The following is an 18,627-nucleotide window of genomic DNA, read 5'->3' on the forward strand; positions in this document are numbered from 1 at the left end:
GGTCAAAATCTGAATTTTCAGACTTGACCACTTTAGTGGGCCATGATGGGCTCGAACCATCGACCAAAAGATTATGAGTCTTATAGACTCTCTGTATGTTTTATGGCAAAAATCACCGTTTCTGTTCAACAATGCCCTAAAATACACAATAATTTTTACACCGCAACATGGTAACGTTACATATGAGTAACACTATTATAGTTAAGTAATCCGTTTTATTTGAATGCATTTTATAATTTTACTTGTGTTGTATATTTACCCTGCTCGCCTAAAAGTATATTCATGACTTTCAGTGTTTCGATGAACTGTTCTCGCTTGAACCTATATGAGGGACCAGATACACAAAGTACTGCTATGACTTTATTTTTAAAGAAAATAGGCATAGCTACGCAGTTCAGGTCAGGATCATACGCCCCAATATCCAGGGCATATCCAATTTGTTTAATGTTGGCTACTTCTGCTGTTAATGCAGATTGATCATTTTGGGAATCAAATAAATTACGCTGCAAATGTTCGGAATAAGCCAAAAATGCTTTACCAATAGCAGTAGTGTTCATTTCGTAATCTCGCCCCATATTAAGTGTAATTTTTACAGCCCTATTAGGTTCACATTTTAATTCATGTCTATAATAATAACCCATTTGTATAGCCAGATAGGATGATTCATGTGTAGCGGCTGTTATCTTCTCTAAAATTGGTCGCAATTCTTGTTTCAACTCAATGAGTGAAAATGGAGGTGCATATAAACATTCCAATTTGGAAGTAATCCTATACCTTGGGCTCATTTCGTCCTGCTCTAAGTATCCTAATTCTTTAAGACTTTTTATAAAACCATATACGGTTGTCTTCTCCAATTCTAAGGCTTTTGCTACGTCATTAACTCGAATGAAATTCCCATTTGCGGCTATATATTCTAAAATTTGAAAGGTTCTTTGTACAGACTGAATCATATTTTTCATTAATAATGAACAAATATACATTTTATTATTTTATGTTTCAATAAAAGCCATCTATGGCGTACTTTTGGTGGACAAAATATAATGACATGTTAGAAAATAGAAAATTAGGTGCATCAGAAATTAAGATTGCACCACTGATATTAGGAACAAATGTTTTCGGATGGACGACTGATGAGGCGATGGCCTTTAAGTTATTAGATTATTTTACTGAACAAGGTTTCAATGCTATTGATACTGCGGATGTTTATTCTAAATGGGTTGATGGACATGTAGGTGGAGAATCGGAGTTGGCTATTGGAAAATGGCTTAAACAATGTGGTAAGAGAGATAAGGTTGTGTTGGCTACTAAGTTGGGTGCGGAGTTAGCACCTGACAAAAAGGGACTAAGTAAAAAATATATCATTAGTGCAGCAGAAGCTTCTCTAAAACGTCTAAATACAGACTATATTGATCTTTATCAATCACATTACGATGATTCGGAGACACCAATAGAGGAAACTTTGGCTGCGTATGATTCCCTGATCAAAGCAGGAAAGATAAGAATTATCGGCGCTTCTAATTTCACTCCAGAACGCCTTGAAGAATCTTTGCAAGTTAGTCGTGACAATAACCTTCCTATTTATCAAACCTTTCAACCAGAGTATAATTTGTATGACAGGGCTGATTTTGAAGAAAATATTAGACCAATAACTTCGGCCAATAATTTAAGTGTGATTAGCTATTTTTCTCTTGCAAGCGGTTTTCTTACGGGCAAATACAGGAGTTTAGATGATATTAAAGATAGCAAGAGGGCTGGATTTGTAGAAAAGTATTTTACAGATCGTGGTTTTAATATACTTAATGCGCTTGATAACGTTGCAGCAAGGCATGAGACTACTGCTGGAAGCATTGCATTAGCATGGGTTATACAACAACCTGGAATCACAGCTCCTATAGCAAGTGCAACAAACATAGATCAACTGGCTGATTTAATCAAGGCGACCACAATTACTTTAGACCATGAGGATATAACCTTGTTGGCAACTGCAAGCAGTCTATAATTCCTTAATAGTTTAACAGGACTATTTCCTGAAGTGCCCCAAAAGTTGGATAATTTAAAGGGACACTTTTGTTATTTTAAAACAGAGTATTTCGATGTGTTTAGCTCCATGGTATTCTGCCTGATATAATCAAAAATCGAATATTATCATTATATCGGTTCAACTTCCTAAAAAATCAATTATGAATAAGTTAATTAATACCTTATGCTGTCTTATCTGTTTTATAGCGTTTACAAGCTGTGTAAGTCAGCGTTCCAAACAGCAAACCATTAGCCTGCAAACAGAAAAACAGGTTGTAAAAAAGAAAATTCTCTTCGTGGTGACCAGCCATGGTATCAAAGGAAATACAGGCAAGAAGACTGGATATTACCTAGGCGAGGTTTCCCATCCCTGGGAGGTTCTTGTTGAAGCCGGTTATGAAATAGATTTTGTAAGTCCTAAAGGAGGCAATCCCCCTGTAGATGCTTTTGATTTAACCGACTCAGTTAATAAGAAATTCTGGGAGGATGCTTATTATCATAAAAAAATAAGCAACAGTTTGAAACCAGTGGATGTAAAACCGCAAGATTATGCGGCCATTTATTTTGCCGGTGGTCATGGAGCGATGTGGGATCTACCAAATGATACAACTATTGCAGGTATTGTAGCCAAAGTATATGAACAAGATGGCGTAGTTGCCGGAGTATGTCACGGCCCTGCAGGCTTGTTAAATATTCGCCTAGGCAATGGAAAATACCTGATAGAAGGCAAAAAAGTAAATGGATTCAGTAATCAGGAAGAAGAAATTGTAAAACTAACTGCTGTGGTACCTTTTTTGCTTGAGGATAAATTGAAAGAGCGTGGTGGCATTTATGAAAAAACAGAGCCTTTTCAATCACATGTTGTCGTTGATGGCAGACTGATCACTGGGCAAAACCCACAGTCTGCAAAAGCAGTGGGTGAAGCCATTTTATTGCAGTTAAAAAGTAAAAATCGTTAGATAACATCCTAGGATGTTGTCCTGGTTTGAAATCACCAAAGAAAGACTGAAATTTTCTTTAATATTTTTATAACGTTTATAGTTTGGTTAATCTATTCCCAGGTTAACCGACTAATCTCACCTAAAATCCGGTTACAACAAAAGCAGATTCAGTTAACTCTGAACATTCTCTTTTACAGAACTTTACATTGTTAAATTTCAAAGAAATGATTAAGAAAATAATTGTAATCGGAGCAAGTGGGACTATTGGAAAAGAAGTCGCTAATAGACTGGAGGAAGTTGGACACGAAGTAATACGTGTTTCAAGAAACTCGGGCGACTATCAGGCAGATATTTCGGACAAACAAAGTCTTGCAAACTTATTTAAAAACATTGGCTCATTTGATTCCATTGGCATTACAGCAGGCGAAGTTGCGGCAGCTCCATTTGAAAACCTGACGGATGAAAACTACTCGTTTTCTTTAGGCAGTAAGTTAATGGGGCAAATCAATGTTGTTCGCACGGCCCTGCCTTATATCAATGTAGGTGGCTCATTCACATTGGTTTCGGGTGTATTAACGGATGAGCCTATTTTAGGCGGCACAATCGGTACAGTAATAAATGGCGGTATAGAAGGCTTTGTAAAAGCAGCTTCAAACGAACTTCCCAAAAGTGTTCGTATAAACTGCATTAGCCCAACTGTTTTGACGGAATCCGAGGACTATCATCCATTTTTTCCAGGATTCATTCCAGTTGAGGCCTGGAAAGTAGCAAGAGCATATGAAAGGGCAATTTCAGGGGTTATCACAGGAAGAATTATTAAAGTATAGCCAAACCATGAAGAATCTTTCTTTTCTCTACGTTTGTCTCCTGATGATATTGTCTTCATGTAACTTATCAAAGAAATCACTATATATCAGTAACAGGTTAGATGTAGCATTAACACTAATGGTTCCGAATACCATAGAGAATAAATTCTTTAACAATTCCAAGAGGGTAATTTATATTCCAAAAGAAGGTCGCGATAGAAAATTGGTCATCTATTACGATAAAACTAAATGGACTTATAGTGATAAACAGGAGTTGAATAACCTATTGATGAAAAGCAAAATCGTAATCGGTAAAGATACTATAGCTACAAATCAATATTTTAAACTGAAACGGATAGCCCTTGCCAACGAACTTTTTTTAAAGATTGTGCATACAGATTGAATAAAGCATACTTCATAGATTATATCAATAAAAATGAATTTAGATAATAACACCATACTCATTACAGGCGGAACAAGTGGTTTCGGCCTGGAACTTACTAAAAGGTTTATTGCTTTAGGTAACCAGGTTATTATAACAGGAAGAAACCAGGCGAAATTAGATGAAGTCAAAAAGCAAATTCCGCAAGTACATACCATTCAAAATGACGTAGGTAACGCTGCGTCTATAATTGAGCTTTACGAAAAAGTTACCACCCAGTTTCCCAAACTTAATTTCCTAATAAACAATGCAGGTGAGATGAGAAAGATGAGCTTACATGATACTTCCATTGGTTTAGATGATATCAATAGGGAAATTGCAATCAATTTATCGGGGCCGATACGAATGGTACAACAATTTTTACCCCATTTGAAAAAACAGTTAAATCCGGCTATCCTAAATGTTTCTTCGGGAATTGCTTATGTACCGTCTCCCTATTCCCCGATTTATAGTGCTTCAAAAGCAGGCCTGCATTTCTACACGGTTTCTTTAAGGGTACAGTTGCAAAAAACAAAAATCAAAGTTTTTGAATTGGTTGCACCAGCCGCAAGCACTCCATTGAATGACCAATTTGTGAACGTGGATGGTTTTAATCCTAAACTATTGGCAACACCTGAAAAAATTATTGATGCTACTATTAAAGGGTTAAAGAAAGACAGTTACGAAATAGCGCCGGGCTTTGGAAGAATACTAAGAATAATGAGCCGTTTGGCACCTAAACTTATCCTGAAAGAGATGAGTAAAGTAGGGGCGAATATTTATTCACAACCGTAAAAAAGTTGAACTCATGACAGATCTAAAAAATAAAGTAGCCCTGATAACAGGCTCGGCAAGAGGATTAGGTAGGGCAATTGCAGAACGTTTTGCAGGTTTAGGAGCGGACATTATAATCAACTATTCAAAAGATAGTTTTTCTGCTAATGAAGCTGTTGTAAATATTCAGGCTTTGGGCGTTCGGGTAATTGCTGTTCAGGCTGACATCAGCAAACCGGCAGATATAGAAAACTTGTTTGCCGAAGCAAAAAAAGCCTTTGGAAAAATTGATATTGTAGTGGCTAATGCTGGTGTTGAATTGGCGGACGTACCTGTAACTGATTTTACGGAAGAGCAATTTGACAGACTTTTTGCGATAAATACAAAGGGAACTTACTTTACGATACAATGCGCTGCAAAAAATATTGAAGACAACGGAAGGATCATAAATATTTCCTCAACTTCGGCCGCCTCTCCTTTTCCGGGCTTTGCAGTATATGGCGGAAGTAAAACAGCACCTAATTACCTCGTTGAGGTTTTAGCGAAAGAAATCGGCTATCGTGGTGTAACAGTAAATTCCATTGTACCTTATGCGGTAGCAAATGCTGGGATTTTTACAGGAATGGACACTCATACACCTGAACTGAAATGGCTTTCGGATATGAACCCTATGAAGCGAATGGCAACCGTTGAAGACGTTTCAAATGCAGCAGTATTTTTTGCTTCGAATTTATCATCGTTTGTAAGCGGGCAACACTTAATCGTCAATGGCGGAGGAAGTCAATAAAAACATAAAAGAATACAATGACAGCGAAAATAATTAGCGGCCTATTGATAGGTATCACTGCCTATTTTAGTTTCAAACACGGTTGGGAAGCGTTACATATCAATAATCATCCGGCACAGGCACAAATGATGAATGATTTGGGAATACAGAAGACATTCATTCCTTTGATCGCTATAGTTTCAATAGCAATCGCATTGTTGATTTTATTTCCACAAACATTCTTCATAGGCAATCTGATGAATGCCTTTTTAATCTTAACCATAATGGCCTTATCGTTAAAGACGGGTAATTATAAAACTGCGTTGATTGAAATTCCTTTCCTGATCATGCCATTGCTGATGATATGGCTAAAACATCCTTTTAAAAACTAAATTCAAAAATTCAAAGTATGAGCGCAAAAACAAAGATAGCATTGGTTACAGGTGGTAGCCGTGGCTTGGGAAAAAATATGGCATTGGCACTTGCCAAAAAAGGAATTGATATTGTGATTACCTACAATTCCAATAAAGAAGCAGCCGGCAACGTTGTGGCAGAAATTGAATCAATAGGGCAAAAAGCTATTGCTTTTCAATTAGATACAAGCAACGTAACTGCGTTTGATAGCTTCGTTAAACAAACAACAGCGTATTTACAGGAACATACAGGAAGCACAAATTTTGACTTTCTGATAAACAATGCAGGTACAGCTTTGTATTCGCTTATTACAGAAACTTCCGAACAACAGTTGGACGACACATTTAACATCCATTACAAAGGCGTGTTTTTCTTAACGCAAAAATTTATTCCATTTATCAATGATGGTGGTGGAATCATCAATGTATCATCGGGGTTGGCACGTCTTACATTCCCTGGTTCCGCTGTATATGCTTCATTGAAAGGAGCCATTGAGATTTTTACCCGATATTTGGCAAAAGAATTAGGGGGAAGAAAAATACGTGCAAATGTAGTTGCACCCGGAGCTATTGAAACTGACTTTGGGGGTGGGCGTACCCGTGACAATAAAGAGATAAATGCCCACGTTGCAGGCCTTACAGCATTAGGCCGTGTAGGTTTACCCGATGATATTGGCGGGATTGTTGCATTTCTTTGCACAGATGATGCGTACTGGATAAACGGGCAACGTATTGAAATATCTGGCGGTCAGGCATTATAAAAAATAACTTGATATTATGGAAAGCAATAAAACAATAAAAGTAAAAACCATTAGCGAATTCCATCGTTTGAGAGGGTTACCTCAGCCTGAACATCCCTTAATTAGTATCATTGAACATGAAGCAATTAAATATTCACCTGATGAGAACTTGTTGACAGGGATTTTCGGGTTTTATTCGATTTCTATAAAAAGAGGCGTAGTTGGCAAATTAAAGTATGGGCAACAAGACTATGACTTCGATGAGGGCATTATGTATTTTACCGCTCCTAATCAGCTTTTCAGAGTGGAGGTTAATCCTGGAGATAAACTGACAAAGCCTACTGGATGGATATTACTTATTCATCCAGATTTTCTTTGGAATACAGCCTTGGCAAGTAAAATCCAGCAATACGAATATTTTGGCTATACTGTAAATGAAGCGCTATTTCTTTCAGAGAAGGAAGAAACAGCCATAAATAATATCATATATAACATCAGGCAGGAATATCATTCCAATATTGATAAGTTTAGCAAGCAGATTATCATTTCACAAATTGAGAGTTTACTCAATTATGCTGAAAGATTTTACCATCGTCAATTCATTACCCGAGAAAAAGCAAATCACCAACTTCTAAGCCGATTGGAAGAGTTGCTTGCCACTTACTTCAATACCGAGGAACTGGTGGCAAAAGGATTACCGACGGTTCAGTTTATAGCTGATGAGTTGCATGTATCTGTAAGCTATTTAAGCAGCTTATTAAAAGTTTTGACAGGACAAAGTACCCAACAGCACATCCATGATAAACTGATTGAAAAAGCAAAGGAGAAATTATCTACAACAGATTTGTCGGTAAGCGAAATTGCATACGAACTAGGGTTTGAACACCCACAATCATTTAATAGATTGTTTAAGACGAAAACTAACCTATCACCGCTAGAATTCCGAAAGTCTTTTAATTAAACTAAGTTGTAAGATCAAGGCAAAAGATTTAAATGAGTTCAAAAGTCTGAAAAAATGGTCATTGCGGTATAATTCAGATTGTATGCCCGAACACTTAAAGCGTATCTTTTTTTGATTTTGGCATTAGGGGAAGAAGCTATATGCTATGTTCTGATCCATTAGATTAATCAAATTATCCTTAAATGTTTAAAAATAGAGAGGGGCTTTTCCCGAGGGGTATATCCTCCAAGTTTAGGATTTTGTAGTATCGCCGATCGTTGTATTGTTTTCATTGAGATAGAATTTGTAAAATACGAAATACAATTTCAACCGATCTGGTTATAAATTCATTATTAACGAACAAAATCACATTATTTTTTTTAAATGTACCCACATATTCTTTGATGATGTATTTTTGGAAAAACAATTTACAAAAAAATGGAATCACGAAAATCAGAATCATTGGAAATCACATTTGAACCAATAATGTTCGGAATTCATAATTCACAAGAGCCTCAAGTAAACTTAGATGTAAAACAACACACGTGTGGGATACACCGTGCAACAGCCTCCCGGTTAAAGTCTCGTTTCTTGATTTCCTTAAATTTCACTGAACAATTCCAAAAATAATCCCGGCTCCATGCATTATAATTATGATACTAATGTATGATTTCTATTATTATAATTTGATAAGATAACGGCGTAATTTTGCTGAATAATAAAAATTTAAAATAACCCCCTTTATATAGAAATTATGAAAAAAGGTCTTTTTGCTCTTGCCATAGGTGCATTTGCGTTAGGTATGACTGAGTTTGTAATGATGGGCATTCTGCCGGATATGGCACAGTCCCTTGATATCTCTATACCCGAGGCTGGTCACCTGATATCAGCTTATGCCTTGGGTGTAGTTATAGGAGCTCCTTTGCTGACCATTATACTTCAAAGCAACCCCCCAAAGACAGCGCTGATTATACTTGCTTCCTGGATCATGACAGCAAATGCTTTATCTGCATTTGCTGTTGGTTATAAATCCATGTTATTACTGCGTTTCATATCAGGAATACCACATGGTGCTTTTTTTGGTTTCGGTGCGGTGGTAGCTGGGCGGATGGCAGAAAAAGGGAAGACCGCACAGGCGATTGCCTTTATGTTTACGGGGCTAACTGTCGCCAATATAGTGGGTGTACCAGCAGGTACATTTATAGGGCATGTATTCAACTGGCGAATTACCTTTGAAATAGTAGGACTGATAGGATTACTCACTATCATTGGTATACGGTATTGGCTACCTGAATTTAAAGCGACACTGGCAGGAAATATCAGAAAGGACTTTGCCATTTTTAAGCAACCGGATCTTCTATTGATTCTCTCGATCGCAATTATTGGAACAGGTGGGCTTTTTGCCTGGTATAGTTACATCGCGCCATTATTTACTGAGCAAGCCCATTTTAGTGGAGCCAGTGTGTCCTATCTGATGGTTGTAGCAGGCCTGGGTATGGCGTTTGGAAACCTAATGGGTGGAAAGCTGTCTGACAAATATACGCCACTTCCTGCTACGATCATTTTACTGGGGTCAATGGCGGTTGCATTAATTTTGTTAGCCTTTGTATCCCATAACCAAATTTGGGTAATTATCATGACATTCATTATTGGTGCAATTGCTTTTGCAATTGTAGCACCGGTTCAAATCATGATGATGCAATCGGCCAGAAAGGCCGAGATGCTCGGTTCCTCTATCAGTCCGGCAGCTATGAATGTGGGCAATGCTTTAGGTGCTTACCTTGCTGGTATTCCCTTGGCCATGGGCTACAGCTACGTCGCTCCGGAATGGGTTGGCGCGGGAATGGCTTTGCTTGGGCTTTTACTTGCTTTTGTGTTGAAAGCTTACAGAAAGACAAGCAATATTGAAGCGTCAATAGCCGTCGGTTCAACAGTATTGAAAACCTATCATTAATCAGATACCTGGAATTTTAACGATACATCAAAATAAAGGTAATTTATATCAGCTAACAAAAACAATTTATTATGCTTTTTCAACCATATGAATTAAAGGGTATCCACCTAAAGAATAGGATTGTGATGCCACCAATGACACGATCAAGGGCAGATACCGGCGAGGTCGCAACCGCACTGATGGCGGAATATTATGCTCAAAGAGCTTCTGCCGGACTAATCATCACTGAGGGCACACAAATCAGCCGTCAAGGTCAGGGATATGCCTGGACACCAGGTATCTACACTAAAGAACAGATTGCAGGATGGAAAAAAGTTACGGCGGCAGTTCATGCCAATAACGGAAAAATATTTGCCCAGCTCTGGCATGTTGGCCGGGTGTCACACATCTCCCTGCAGGCAAACGGTCAGGCGCCAGTATCTCCTTCAGCAATTGTTGCGGAAGGGGTTAAAGTATTCCTGGCGAAAGACGGCGGTGATGCATCTTCAGGGATAGGAGAAATGGTTCAGCATTCTATCCCGCGCGAACTAACCGTTGTGGAGATCCATCAGATTATAGAAGACTACGCAAATGCTGCCCGAAATGCAGTTGAGGCTGGTTTCGATGGTGTTGAGTTGCACGGAGCCAATGGGTATCTTATTGAACAGTTCCTGGATTCTCAAACCAATCACCGCAAGGATGAATACGGCGGTACGCTGGAAAATCGGCTGCGTTTTCTGAAAGAAGTAACTACTGCGGTTGCTGATGCAATTGGCCCTGATAAGGTTGGAGTACGCCAGGCACCATTGACCACATTAATGGGTGCCATGGATGATCACCCCGAGGAAACCTACATTGCCGCTGCAAAAATCCTGGACGCACTAGATATCTCCTATATACACATTGCAGAGGCCGATTGGGATAATGCACCGGTTATGTCACTTTCTTTCAAAGAAGCTTACCGGCAGGAATTTAAAGGCACCCTGATCTATTCCGGTAAATATACTGCACAGCGTGCTGAGGAAGCACTGGAAAACGGATGGGCAGACCTTATAGCTTTTGGCCGTTCCTTTATTGCCAATCCAGATCTTCCCGACCGGCTTAAATATAACCTGCCACTTAACGAACCCAAACGGGAAAAATTCTTCGGTGGTGGTGCAGAAGGTTACACCGACTATCCGTTTTACACAGACATTTTTGAGCCGGCTGCCCTTGGGCATCTTCAGTTGAAAAATAGAATTGCAATGGCACCGATGACCAGGGCAAGAAATGAAGACGGGGTGCCTAAAGCTTTCAATGTACACTATTATGCTGAACGTTCGGGTGCCGGATTGATCATCACAGAGGGCACGGCAATTTCAGCAACTTCAAAAGGGGTGCTACATGTTCCGGGTCTTTACACTCAGGAACAGGTTTTAGGCTGGCAACCTGTAACGGAAGCCGTTCATGCCGATAGGGCCAGGATATTCACACAGCTTTGGCATGTTGGAAGGGTATCACATACCTCCAATCAGCCTGGCGGACAGGATCCCGTTGGTGCTTCTGACATACAGGCAGCAAACTCTAATGCCTGGGGTTACGATGAAAATGGAAAAGAAGGTTTTGTGACCTGCTCCAGACCACGAGCGCTATCAGCCGATGAGGTTAAGGACGTTGTTAAAGATTTTGCTGGTGCCGCACGTAATGCCATATCTGCCGGCTTTGATGGCGTGGAGCTGCATGGAGCCAACGGATACCTGATTGAACAGTTCTTAAACCCCTATACCAATGACCGCGGTGATATTTACGGCGGTAGTATAGAAAACCGCAGCCGCTTTTTATTAGAAAGCATTGATGCCTGTATTGATGCCATAGGAGCAGATAAAGTGTCGATACGCCTGACTCCTTATGGCGGCCTGCACGAAATGCCCCAATACGAGGAGATCGAAGCTACCTACGAATATCTGGCGAAGGAATTATCGGCAAAAAATATAGCTTACATCCACATTATGGATCAGCAATCAAGGGGAAGTTTTGCCTTGCCTGATGGTTTTTTAGAACGCTTTCGGAACTGGTATAATGGTGTGATCATTTTAGCAGGCGGCATGGATAAGAAAAAGGCTGAGGAACTTATCAACCAGGGAACAATCGATATAGCAGCATTTGGAGAGCCTTTTATTTCTAATCCTGACCTTGTCGACCGCCTGAAAAACAACTGCCCTTTAACGCAGCCAACCAGGGAATTTCATTATGGACTTACCATGCAAGGGTATCTTAACTGGCCACATTATCAAAAATAAAAAGCAATAAATATTTATAACAATGGAATATAGAAAATTAGGAAAAACAGATTTAAAGTTGTCGGCTATCACCTATGGTGCGTTTGCTATTGGCGGCAGCATGTGGGGTGGTAACGAAAAAAAGGATTCTATTAGTGCTATTCATGCCTCACTCGATAATGGAGTGACAAGTTTGGACACCGCACCTTTTTACGGTTTGGGTTTAAGTGAAGAACTTATTGGCGAGGCCATCAAAGGAAAAGACCGCACAAACATACAGTTACTGACTAAATTCGGGCTGGTGTGGGATGGCAGTAATCAGGGTAAAGGCGACTTCTTTTTTGACGCCGGAACCGAGGCGAAAAGCATCCCTGTTTACAGGTATGGCTCTAAAAAGAATATAATCAAAGAAGTGGAAGAAAGCTTAAAAAGATTGGGTACAGATTACATCGACCTGCTACAAATACATTGGCCCGATGCAAGCACTCCGATTGCTGAAACCATGGATGCTTTGGAAGAACTGATCAAACAAGGTAAAATTCTTGCCGCAGGTGTTTGCAACTATGACCTCGCCCAATTGAAAGAGGCAGAGCAATCAATCTCTCTTGCATCAAATCAAATTCCTTACAGTATGCTGAACCGTGGCATCGAAGTAGGTGTAGTTCCATATGCCATCGAAAATAACATTGGTTTGATTGCTTACAGCCCTTTGGAAAGAGGCCTGTTGACCGGTAAATATTTTAAAGAAGCAACTTTAAAAACAGAGGATCACCGGAATGGCTATTTCGACCAATTTGATCCGAAAAAGGTAAAAGCATTTTTGAACAGCATCGCACCATTAGCAGAATATAAAAATGTGAGCCTAGCCCAATTGGTGCTGCGCTGGACGACGCTACAGCCTGGGATCACCATTGTGCTGGCAGGAGCAAGAAACGCAGAGCAGGCAATTTCAAATGCGCAGGCAATCAATGTTGATATTAACGCAGATGAATTGACTTTTATTAAAGAACATCTTTTAAACTTATAAGCAATGAAAACAAAACAATTGACTAAGGCAGTAGTGGCTGCCGGGTTCGTATTAGGCGGCATAGTGCCGGTATCAGCCCAAAACCAAAAAGAATCCGTTTCTGCAAAAGCTGACTGGTATCCCTCATCTTACGGGGCAAGTGACGAAATCGGTGCTGCCAATCTGCTGACTTCAGACGTGGTTTTACAGGCTATGAAGTTGGTTAAGCTAGGAAAGACCCTTCCGTTGGCTGTACCGATAGATAAGAACCTACCTGCATTCCGTCACCGTAGTTTTAATCTGTATAATATTCAACCAGGTGAGCAGGCAGGTAATACCACCGGGCCAAATAAATTCACCTTCAATGATGAATTGGTTAATGGCTGGACAGGTGTAGGTACCCAACTCAACGGTATTGGCCATATCGGCATCGATAATGTTTATTACAATGGAAACAAGGCGGCGGATTTTGTTACTGTTGAAGGTGTGAAAAAACTTGGGATCGAAAAAGTTCCACCTATGGTTACACGAGGTGTTGTACTTGATATGACAGCCCATTATGGTAAAGCCATTGTTCCAGGGGATACTGAATTTACTATAGCAGATATTCAGGCCGTATTGAAGAAACAGGGCATCACGCTGCGCAAAGGTGATGTAGTCTTGTTCAATACGGGCTGGCTAGAACTGATTGGAAAGGACAATAAGCAGTTCCTTGAGGTAGAACCGGGAATTGGTATGGATGCTGCCAAGTGGCTTGCAGATCAGCAGATTGTGGCTTTTGGTGGCGACACCTGGGCTTCAGAAATTTATCCGAATCCAACTGGAGAGGAATTTCCTGTTAATCAGTTTATGCTGGCCAAGCGTGGCATTTATAACCTCGAATTGATCGATTCCCGACCACTGGTTCGTGACAAAATTTGGCAGTTCCTTTTTGTCCTTGGACAACCCTTATATATCGGATCGACTCAGGTAAATGTCAATCCAATAGCAATTTATTAACGTGAGTACAAATTCTTCTTTGCTATCTAGTTCCGTAAGGAATTAAAACCTGTAGGAGTAATATCTTCTACAGGTTTTAATAACTATACTAAAACCGTAATAAAAAATGAAAACTAGCCAATGGTAAAGCTTTCTTCGACTATCGAAAGCATCTGCATCATTCAATAGTAAAAACCTATACCATGAAAACCATTGGCACTTGTAAAAGAACTGAAAGATATAGATCGTTTAACTAGCTAGTTATTCTCTTTTGCAAATTCATAAGCTGAATTGGTAATTAGTTCTATTGTTCTCATCAGCCTTTTCTGATCCTGAAAATCATTTATATCAACACCACAATAGGGACTTCTTCTTGTTTTTGAATGGAGTATAAGATAATTAATTCCCCCAGCTAGAAGTGCACAAAGGCTTCGAAAATGTACATCGCTGTTCTTGAAATAATCTTCAGATATTGAAAAGAGTTGATCTGCTAATCTTTCACGTCTTTCTGCTAATTCACTCATAAAATTTTGTTCATCGCTAAGTTCTAATAAGCCTAACTCCTTTAGTAACGGATTAGAATACATTTGATGAAAGTGCTTTTTCATGGCAAGTGACGCCAGCTCCCTTCCGTGATCACTTTTGTGCATCTTTATAGTTTCTTCCATATTCTCTTCGTATGACAACCAATGATCCGTCTCTTTTAGCAGTTCCTTTATTAATCCCTCCATACCACCGAAATAATCGTATAACATCCTCTTGCTGCGACCTGCCGCATATGCGACCTTATTTACTCCTAATTTTTTAAACCCCTCGCTTCGCACAATTTCTAATGCAGCATCAATAAATAGTCTTTTTGTTAATTCCTTGTTCCTCTTATGTTGGAGAGGTTTAATTAAATTTTCATTAAGAAAACGTTTATTTTTCATTTGTAATTATATAAGTGGTGCAACTTCAACCTCAGACTAACCAAGTTTTACTATATTTTTCATATAGTTTTTTACTTTCTTTAAATACAAACTATTGATGAATTTATTTCCGTAAATATCTAGAAAAATACAAATTGTTCATTAATAATGAATTTAAGGCAAAATTCATTAGCTCATTAATGATCCGACAGCACCTTAACGTAGTTAAAAAGAATAGCCCGTATTAACCGGGCCATTCCAACGCACTACTATTAACCAATGGTGATAGGGTTCCATCCAGAGACACTATTACACCTGCCTAAATTTTATTATTATTAGAGTTGTTCTATTTAATCTTGTTTTGAGGCATCAATACTAATCGCATGTAATTTTTTCCACTCAGTTATTTTTGCGCAGCCGATTTTAGGGTTGCAGGGCTAACCTTGTTCAGTATGCTAGCAGAGCTATACATCAACTTAAAGTCTTCATTGTTTTGTAAACATGTGGTTAAGTAGTTTAACCCAGATGAGGTCCTGATTGACGAGAATACAACAATCACTGCTGGCAAACTGGTTCTTTCTCCAACAAGGACTTACGCACCGGTAATTAAAAAGGTTTTAGAAAGCCATAGAAAGCAGATTCACGGTATTGTACACTGTAGTGGTGGTGCACAGACTAAAGTGCTTCATTTTGTAAACGACAATGTTCACATCATTAAAGACAATATCCCTGGTCCTCCTTTGTTCCAATTGATTCAAGAGCAATCAGGCACAGATTGGAAAGAAATGTATAAAGTCTTTAATATGGGCCACAGAATGGAATTATATGTTCCTGCTGAAATTGCAGAAGATATCATCGCCATTTCCAAGAGCTTCAATATCGATGCGCAGATCATTGGTCGTGTTGAATCTTCTACTCAAAAACAAGTAACGATAAATAGCGATAAAGGTAACTTCGTATACAATTAAAATATATTAGATAGCAAAAGAGCCTATTGTAATGCTTTTAAGCATTTCCAATAGGCTCTTTTATTATAAGCTGAGTTCAGCGTTGCTTAATATGATGTCAAGTATTTTCTCATTTTCAATGATCATCATTCCGTGTCTATCGGTTGTAATTCCAGTTTGAAGTTTATAGGTATATGTTGGCACTACCCCGTTCATTATGGTTGGTAGATACTTAAACTGCAGATTTTTACACCTTTTAAGTTCTTCACCAACTTCAATAATATGAGTTGAGATAATAAATGAACAATTCCTATTTTCGCCAAAAGCCTCTGTAACGGAGAGTGTAGCATCATAAGCATCTTTAACATTGGTACCTTTAAATAACTCATCAAAAATTACAATTAGGTTTTTCGATTCACTTACTTCCAGTGCAATCTTTTTAACCCTTAGTACTTCTGCATAATAATGACTGTACCCCATATTTAAGTTATCCGGAACGTTTATGGAGGTATAAATTCCGTCTTTAACGGAAAACTCCAGTTCCCTGGCTGGTACCGGAAAGCCCATGTGAGCCAGGTATTGAGAGATTCCGAAAGACTTCATAAAGGTTGACTTTCCTGCCATATTTGCCCCTGTTAAGAACATGATATTATGCTCCTGATTAATATACAGGGAGTTATGCACAGCTTTCCTTATACCTGGATGAGATAAATCTTCTATACGAACGGTATTAGATGTTCCCGGCAAAGCTTTAGCATAAGAAAAACCTCTTTGTTTGGCAACCGTAGAAATGGCGATGGCTACGTCAAATTTATAGATCATATCTTCAACGGTTTTCATTTCCTGCCACAACACATTTTTCAAAAGATGGCAGTATTTAGCTACTTTAAAAATGCTTATCGGTTGCTTTTCGTCCTCATTCAGCAGCAGTACAATTCTTTTATCAGCAAATACCTTCTTAGCAGCATTGATCTCTTCCTGGTACAGATTTTTAGATTCTTGTACTTCTATCGCATTTATAAAAGCTTTTAGCTCTTTTAATACTTTTATTGTAGCATAGACCCCTGTTTTTACTAAGTTGTATTCGGTAGGTAAGCCAAGATAATCCAACCATTTTTTGCGGAAAGTACTGGTGTACATTCCAAAAAAGCTTCCAGTGCCAGACATGCTAAGGTAGTTCTGCATCTCCGTAACCTGCTCAGCATTAAAAGGAAATTTAAACTCTCTGTCACCAAAGTATGCAAAACGTTTACTCCGTTCATTGATCTTCACATCATCTATAAGGGGATGCTGGAACATGTTATCCAATAGTTTCTCTCCTCCTACGGTAATCACTTTATTAAAAATACTGTAAACGGAATTGTTTTTATACTTACCCAATATATTCAGGTCGTCCATTGTCTGCTTATCTGTAACAAAGCCTAATGAAGTACTGGTCTGGTTTTTCCTATTCCGTAAAATACCAATGATATCCTCGTTATCAATAATCACCATTCCATGCCTATCGGCCGAAATTCCCTGTTGCAGTTTGTAGCTATACATAGGCCTACCCTCAACAATATCACTTGGAAGATAACAAAAATTGATGTTATCAAATTCTGGCATCAATGTTTCACCGGCTTCAAGAATATGTGTAGAGACAATAAATGCACAATTCCTTTTTTGGGCAAATGCCGATGTTAAAGCTACCGTGGCATCGTATGCATCTTTAACATTTGTTCCCCTAAAGAGTTCATCAAAAATAACAAACAGGTTTTTCGACTGTCTTAATTGTTCGGCAACCAATTTTACCCGCAGTACTTCTGCATAAAAATGGCTATAACCCATATTTAGATTATCCGGCAGATTAATGGTGGTATAAATCCCGTCTCGAACAGAGAATTCCATTTTTGATGCTGCGACTGGAAATCCCATATGTGCCAGGTACAAGGCGATCCCCAACGATTTCATAAAGGTCGACTTACCCGCCATATTGGCACCGGTAAGAAAAATGATATTATGGTCCGGAGAAATGTGTAAGGTATTGGGAATGCCTTTCGCCAATGATGGATGATAAACATCATCCATATTGATTACATGCTCTTCTTTACTTAAGGCTTTAGGAAATACAAAGCCTTTATCTTTGGCAACATTGGCTACAGTAATATAAACATCAAGTTTATAAATAAAATACAACAGCTTTTTTATGCTGTCACGATGTTCATACCTAAGTAACTTATCGTACGCAGCAGTTTCAGCAAAAGTTAATTTAGCAATTGCCTTTATGTTAAACAGGCTGCTTAACGCAGGTTGTTCAACTATTTCCAGCATCTGCTCCAGATCTTTTTGATAAGGATTTTCTAATGTTGAGGTATTAACTTCATTCAAAAACCTACGTGCGCTATCTATAATTTCTATGACAGCACATACACCATTAAACAGAACTTTATACTCAGCATCTGCGCCAATTAGATTATTGAACTTTCTACCTAGTGTATTTTCTTCCTGCGCCAGCATATTTCTGCTATCCGTGTTACTCAGATACTGTTCTGCTGTATCAAAATGATCTGTTCTAAAAGGAAATACAGCAGCTATGGAATTAAAATACTGGATGATTTGGCTGCGCTGATTAATGTCTTCAATATCAGCCAATGGATAAAGAAAAAACTGTTCTAAAATATCCGAACCACCACGAGTGGCGGTTCGGTTAAACAGTTCATAAATGGATTTGCCGGAGCGTTTTCCAAATATGTTAAGATCATCTAAGGTCTGTTTATCTGTTATAAAATTCATTATGC

The 18,627-nt window shown here is 38.8% G+C and carries 16 protein-coding genes, 1 tRNA gene and 1 pseudogene; 14 read left to right on the forward strand and 4 right to left on the reverse strand.

The features are described from left to right. Positions 1 to 36: 36 nt before the first annotated feature. Both FBD94_RS25915 and FBD94_RS09240 read right to left on the reverse strand, forming a co-directional pair. Positions 37 to 137: transfer RNA gene (locus FBD94_RS25915), tRNA-Ser, on the reverse strand. A 93-nt stretch (positions 138 to 230) separates the two neighbouring features. Next, positions 231 to 959 carry an IclR family transcriptional regulator gene (locus FBD94_RS09240; protein WP_169472262.1) on the reverse strand — a complete coding sequence of 243 codons (729 nt, stop codon included), beginning with the start codon at positions 957 to 959 and terminating at the stop codon, positions 231 to 233. A gap of 86 nt (positions 960 to 1,045) precedes the next feature. Between FBD94_RS09240 and FBD94_RS09245 the strand changes: the two genes are divergently transcribed. From FBD94_RS09245 to FBD94_RS09305, 13 genes are all read left to right on the forward strand, one after another. Continuing rightward, positions 1,046 to 1,999, forward strand: coding sequence for an aldo/keto reductase (locus FBD94_RS09245; protein ID WP_136879998.1), 954 nt, complete (start codon positions 1,046 to 1,048; stop codon positions 1,997 to 1,999). A 181-nt stretch (positions 2,000 to 2,180) separates the two neighbouring features. Beyond that, on the forward strand, positions 2,181 to 2,978 hold the full coding sequence (locus FBD94_RS09250; RefSeq protein ID WP_136879999.1) for a type 1 glutamine amidotransferase domain-containing protein: 798 nt from the start codon (positions 2,181 to 2,183) through the stop codon (positions 2,976 to 2,978). Between the two features lie 206 nt (positions 2,979 to 3,184). Beyond that, complete coding sequence (locus tag FBD94_RS09255) at positions 3,185 to 3,787, forward strand: short chain dehydrogenase (RefSeq protein ID WP_131610352.1); 603 nt, start codon at positions 3,185 to 3,187, stop codon at positions 3,785 to 3,787. Between the two features lie 7 nt (positions 3,788 to 3,794). Next, a complete protein-coding gene (locus tag FBD94_RS09260; protein ID WP_131610351.1) occupies positions 3,795 to 4,169 on the forward strand; it encodes a hypothetical protein in 375 nt (124 codons plus the stop codon). Positions 4,170 to 4,202: 33 nt separating this feature from the next. Continuing rightward, positions 4,203 to 4,982, forward strand: coding sequence for an SDR family oxidoreductase (locus FBD94_RS09265; protein ID WP_136880000.1), 780 nt, complete (start codon positions 4,203 to 4,205; stop codon positions 4,980 to 4,982). A 13-nt stretch (positions 4,983 to 4,995) separates the two neighbouring features. Next, entirely contained in the window at positions 4,996 to 5,748 is a 753-nt protein-coding gene (locus tag FBD94_RS09270) for an SDR family NAD(P)-dependent oxidoreductase (protein WP_136880001.1), read from the forward strand. A gap of 17 nt (positions 5,749 to 5,765) precedes the next feature. Further along, positions 5,766 to 6,119 carry a hypothetical protein gene (locus tag FBD94_RS09275; RefSeq protein ID WP_131610348.1) on the forward strand — a complete coding sequence of 118 codons (354 nt, stop codon included), beginning with the start codon at positions 5,766 to 5,768 and terminating at the stop codon, positions 6,117 to 6,119. Positions 6,120 to 6,136: 17 nt separating this feature from the next. Then, on the forward strand, positions 6,137 to 6,901 hold the full coding sequence (locus FBD94_RS09280) for an SDR family oxidoreductase (RefSeq protein ID WP_136880002.1): 765 nt from the start codon (positions 6,137 to 6,139) through the stop codon (positions 6,899 to 6,901). Positions 6,902 to 6,917: 16 nt separating this feature from the next. Next, complete coding sequence (locus FBD94_RS09285; protein ID WP_131610346.1) at positions 6,918 to 7,841, forward strand: helix-turn-helix domain-containing protein; 924 nt, start codon at positions 6,918 to 6,920, stop codon at positions 7,839 to 7,841. A 733-nt stretch (positions 7,842 to 8,574) separates the two neighbouring features. Next, complete coding sequence (locus tag FBD94_RS09290) at positions 8,575 to 9,774, forward strand: MFS transporter (RefSeq protein ID WP_131610345.1); 1,200 nt, start codon at positions 8,575 to 8,577, stop codon at positions 9,772 to 9,774. A gap of 71 nt (positions 9,775 to 9,845) precedes the next feature. Further along, on the forward strand, positions 9,846 to 12,032 hold the full coding sequence (locus tag FBD94_RS09295) for an alkene reductase (RefSeq protein WP_136880003.1): 2,187 nt from the start codon (positions 9,846 to 9,848) through the stop codon (positions 12,030 to 12,032). A gap of 22 nt (positions 12,033 to 12,054) precedes the next feature. After that, positions 12,055 to 13,038, forward strand: coding sequence for an aldo/keto reductase (locus tag FBD94_RS09300; protein ID WP_131610343.1), 984 nt, complete (start codon positions 12,055 to 12,057; stop codon positions 13,036 to 13,038). Positions 13,039 to 13,041: 3 nt separating this feature from the next. Then, positions 13,042 to 14,016, forward strand: a complete 975-nt coding sequence (locus tag FBD94_RS09305; protein WP_136880004.1) for a cyclase family protein — start codon at positions 13,042 to 13,044, stop codon at positions 14,014 to 14,016. Positions 14,017 to 14,252: 236 nt separating this feature from the next. On the opposite strand, the gene FBD94_RS09310 is transcribed toward FBD94_RS09305, so the two are convergent. Then, positions 14,253 to 14,924 (reverse strand): TetR/AcrR family transcriptional regulator, encoded by a 672-nt coding sequence (locus FBD94_RS09310; protein WP_136880005.1) that lies wholly within the window; start codon positions 14,922 to 14,924, stop codon positions 14,253 to 14,255. Between the two features lie 503 nt (positions 14,925 to 15,427). Here FBD94_RS09310 and FBD94_RS09315 point away from each other — a divergent pair. Then, positions 15,428 to 15,871, forward strand: a pseudogene (locus FBD94_RS09315) (AIR synthase-related protein); the annotation flags it as partial. Between the two features lie 63 nt (positions 15,872 to 15,934). On the opposite strand, the gene FBD94_RS26245 reads toward FBD94_RS09315, so the two are convergent. Continuing rightward, positions 15,935 to 18,622: a MutS-related protein gene (locus tag FBD94_RS26245; RefSeq protein WP_235884421.1), complete on the reverse strand. Its 2,688-nt coding sequence runs from the start codon at positions 18,620 to 18,622 to the stop codon at positions 15,935 to 15,937. Between the last annotated feature and the right edge of the window lie 5 nt (positions 18,623 to 18,627).

This window comes from Pedobacter hiemivivus (assembly GCF_005144565.1).
Lineage (GTDB): Bacteria > Bacteroidota > Bacteroidia > Sphingobacteriales > Sphingobacteriaceae > Pedobacter > Pedobacter hiemivivus.

Excerpts from the sequence above, each read along its gene's own strand:
- FBD94_RS09280 (WP_136880002.1), top strand. The coding sequence starts at position 6,137 with ATGAGCGCAAAAACAAAGATAGCATTGGTTACAGGTGGTAGCCGTGGC.
- FBD94_RS09300 (WP_131610343.1), top strand. The coding sequence starts at position 12,055 with ATGGAATATAGAAAATTAGGAAAAACAGATTTAAAGTTGTCGGCTATC.
- FBD94_RS09245 (WP_136879998.1), top strand. The coding sequence starts at position 1,046 with ATGTTAGAAAATAGAAAATTAGGTGCATCAGAAATTAAGATTGCACCA.
- FBD94_RS09310 (WP_136880005.1), bottom strand. The coding sequence starts at position 14,924 with ATGAAAAATAAACGTTTTCTTAATGAAAATTTAATTAAACCTCTCCAA.
- FBD94_RS09295 (WP_136880003.1), top strand. The coding sequence starts at position 9,846 with ATGCTTTTTCAACCATATGAATTAAAGGGTATCCACCTAAAGAATAGG.
- FBD94_RS09290 (WP_131610345.1), top strand. The coding sequence starts at position 8,575 with ATGAAAAAAGGTCTTTTTGCTCTTGCCATAGGTGCATTTGCGTTAGGT.
- FBD94_RS09270 (WP_136880001.1), top strand. The coding sequence starts at position 4,996 with ATGACAGATCTAAAAAATAAAGTAGCCCTGATAACAGGCTCGGCAAGA.
- FBD94_RS09265 (WP_136880000.1), top strand. The coding sequence starts at position 4,203 with ATGAATTTAGATAATAACACCATACTCATTACAGGCGGAACAAGTGGT.
- FBD94_RS26245 (WP_235884421.1), bottom strand. The coding sequence starts at position 18,622 with ATGAATTTTATAACAGATAAACAGACCTTAGATGATCTTAACATATTT.
- FBD94_RS09240 (WP_169472262.1), bottom strand. The coding sequence starts at position 959 with ATGAAAAATATGATTCAGTCTGTACAAAGAACCTTTCAAATTTTAGAA.
- FBD94_RS09275 (WP_131610348.1), top strand. The coding sequence starts at position 5,766 with ATGACAGCGAAAATAATTAGCGGCCTATTGATAGGTATCACTGCCTAT.
- FBD94_RS09250 (WP_136879999.1), top strand. The coding sequence starts at position 2,181 with ATGAATAAGTTAATTAATACCTTATGCTGTCTTATCTGTTTTATAGCG.
- FBD94_RS09255 (WP_131610352.1), top strand. The coding sequence starts at position 3,185 with ATGATTAAGAAAATAATTGTAATCGGAGCAAGTGGGACTATTGGAAAA.
- FBD94_RS09285 (WP_131610346.1), top strand. The coding sequence starts at position 6,918 with ATGGAAAGCAATAAAACAATAAAAGTAAAAACCATTAGCGAATTCCAT.
- FBD94_RS09305 (WP_136880004.1), top strand. The coding sequence starts at position 13,042 with ATGAAAACAAAACAATTGACTAAGGCAGTAGTGGCTGCCGGGTTCGTA.
- FBD94_RS09260 (WP_131610351.1), top strand. The coding sequence starts at position 3,795 with ATGAAGAATCTTTCTTTTCTCTACGTTTGTCTCCTGATGATATTGTCT.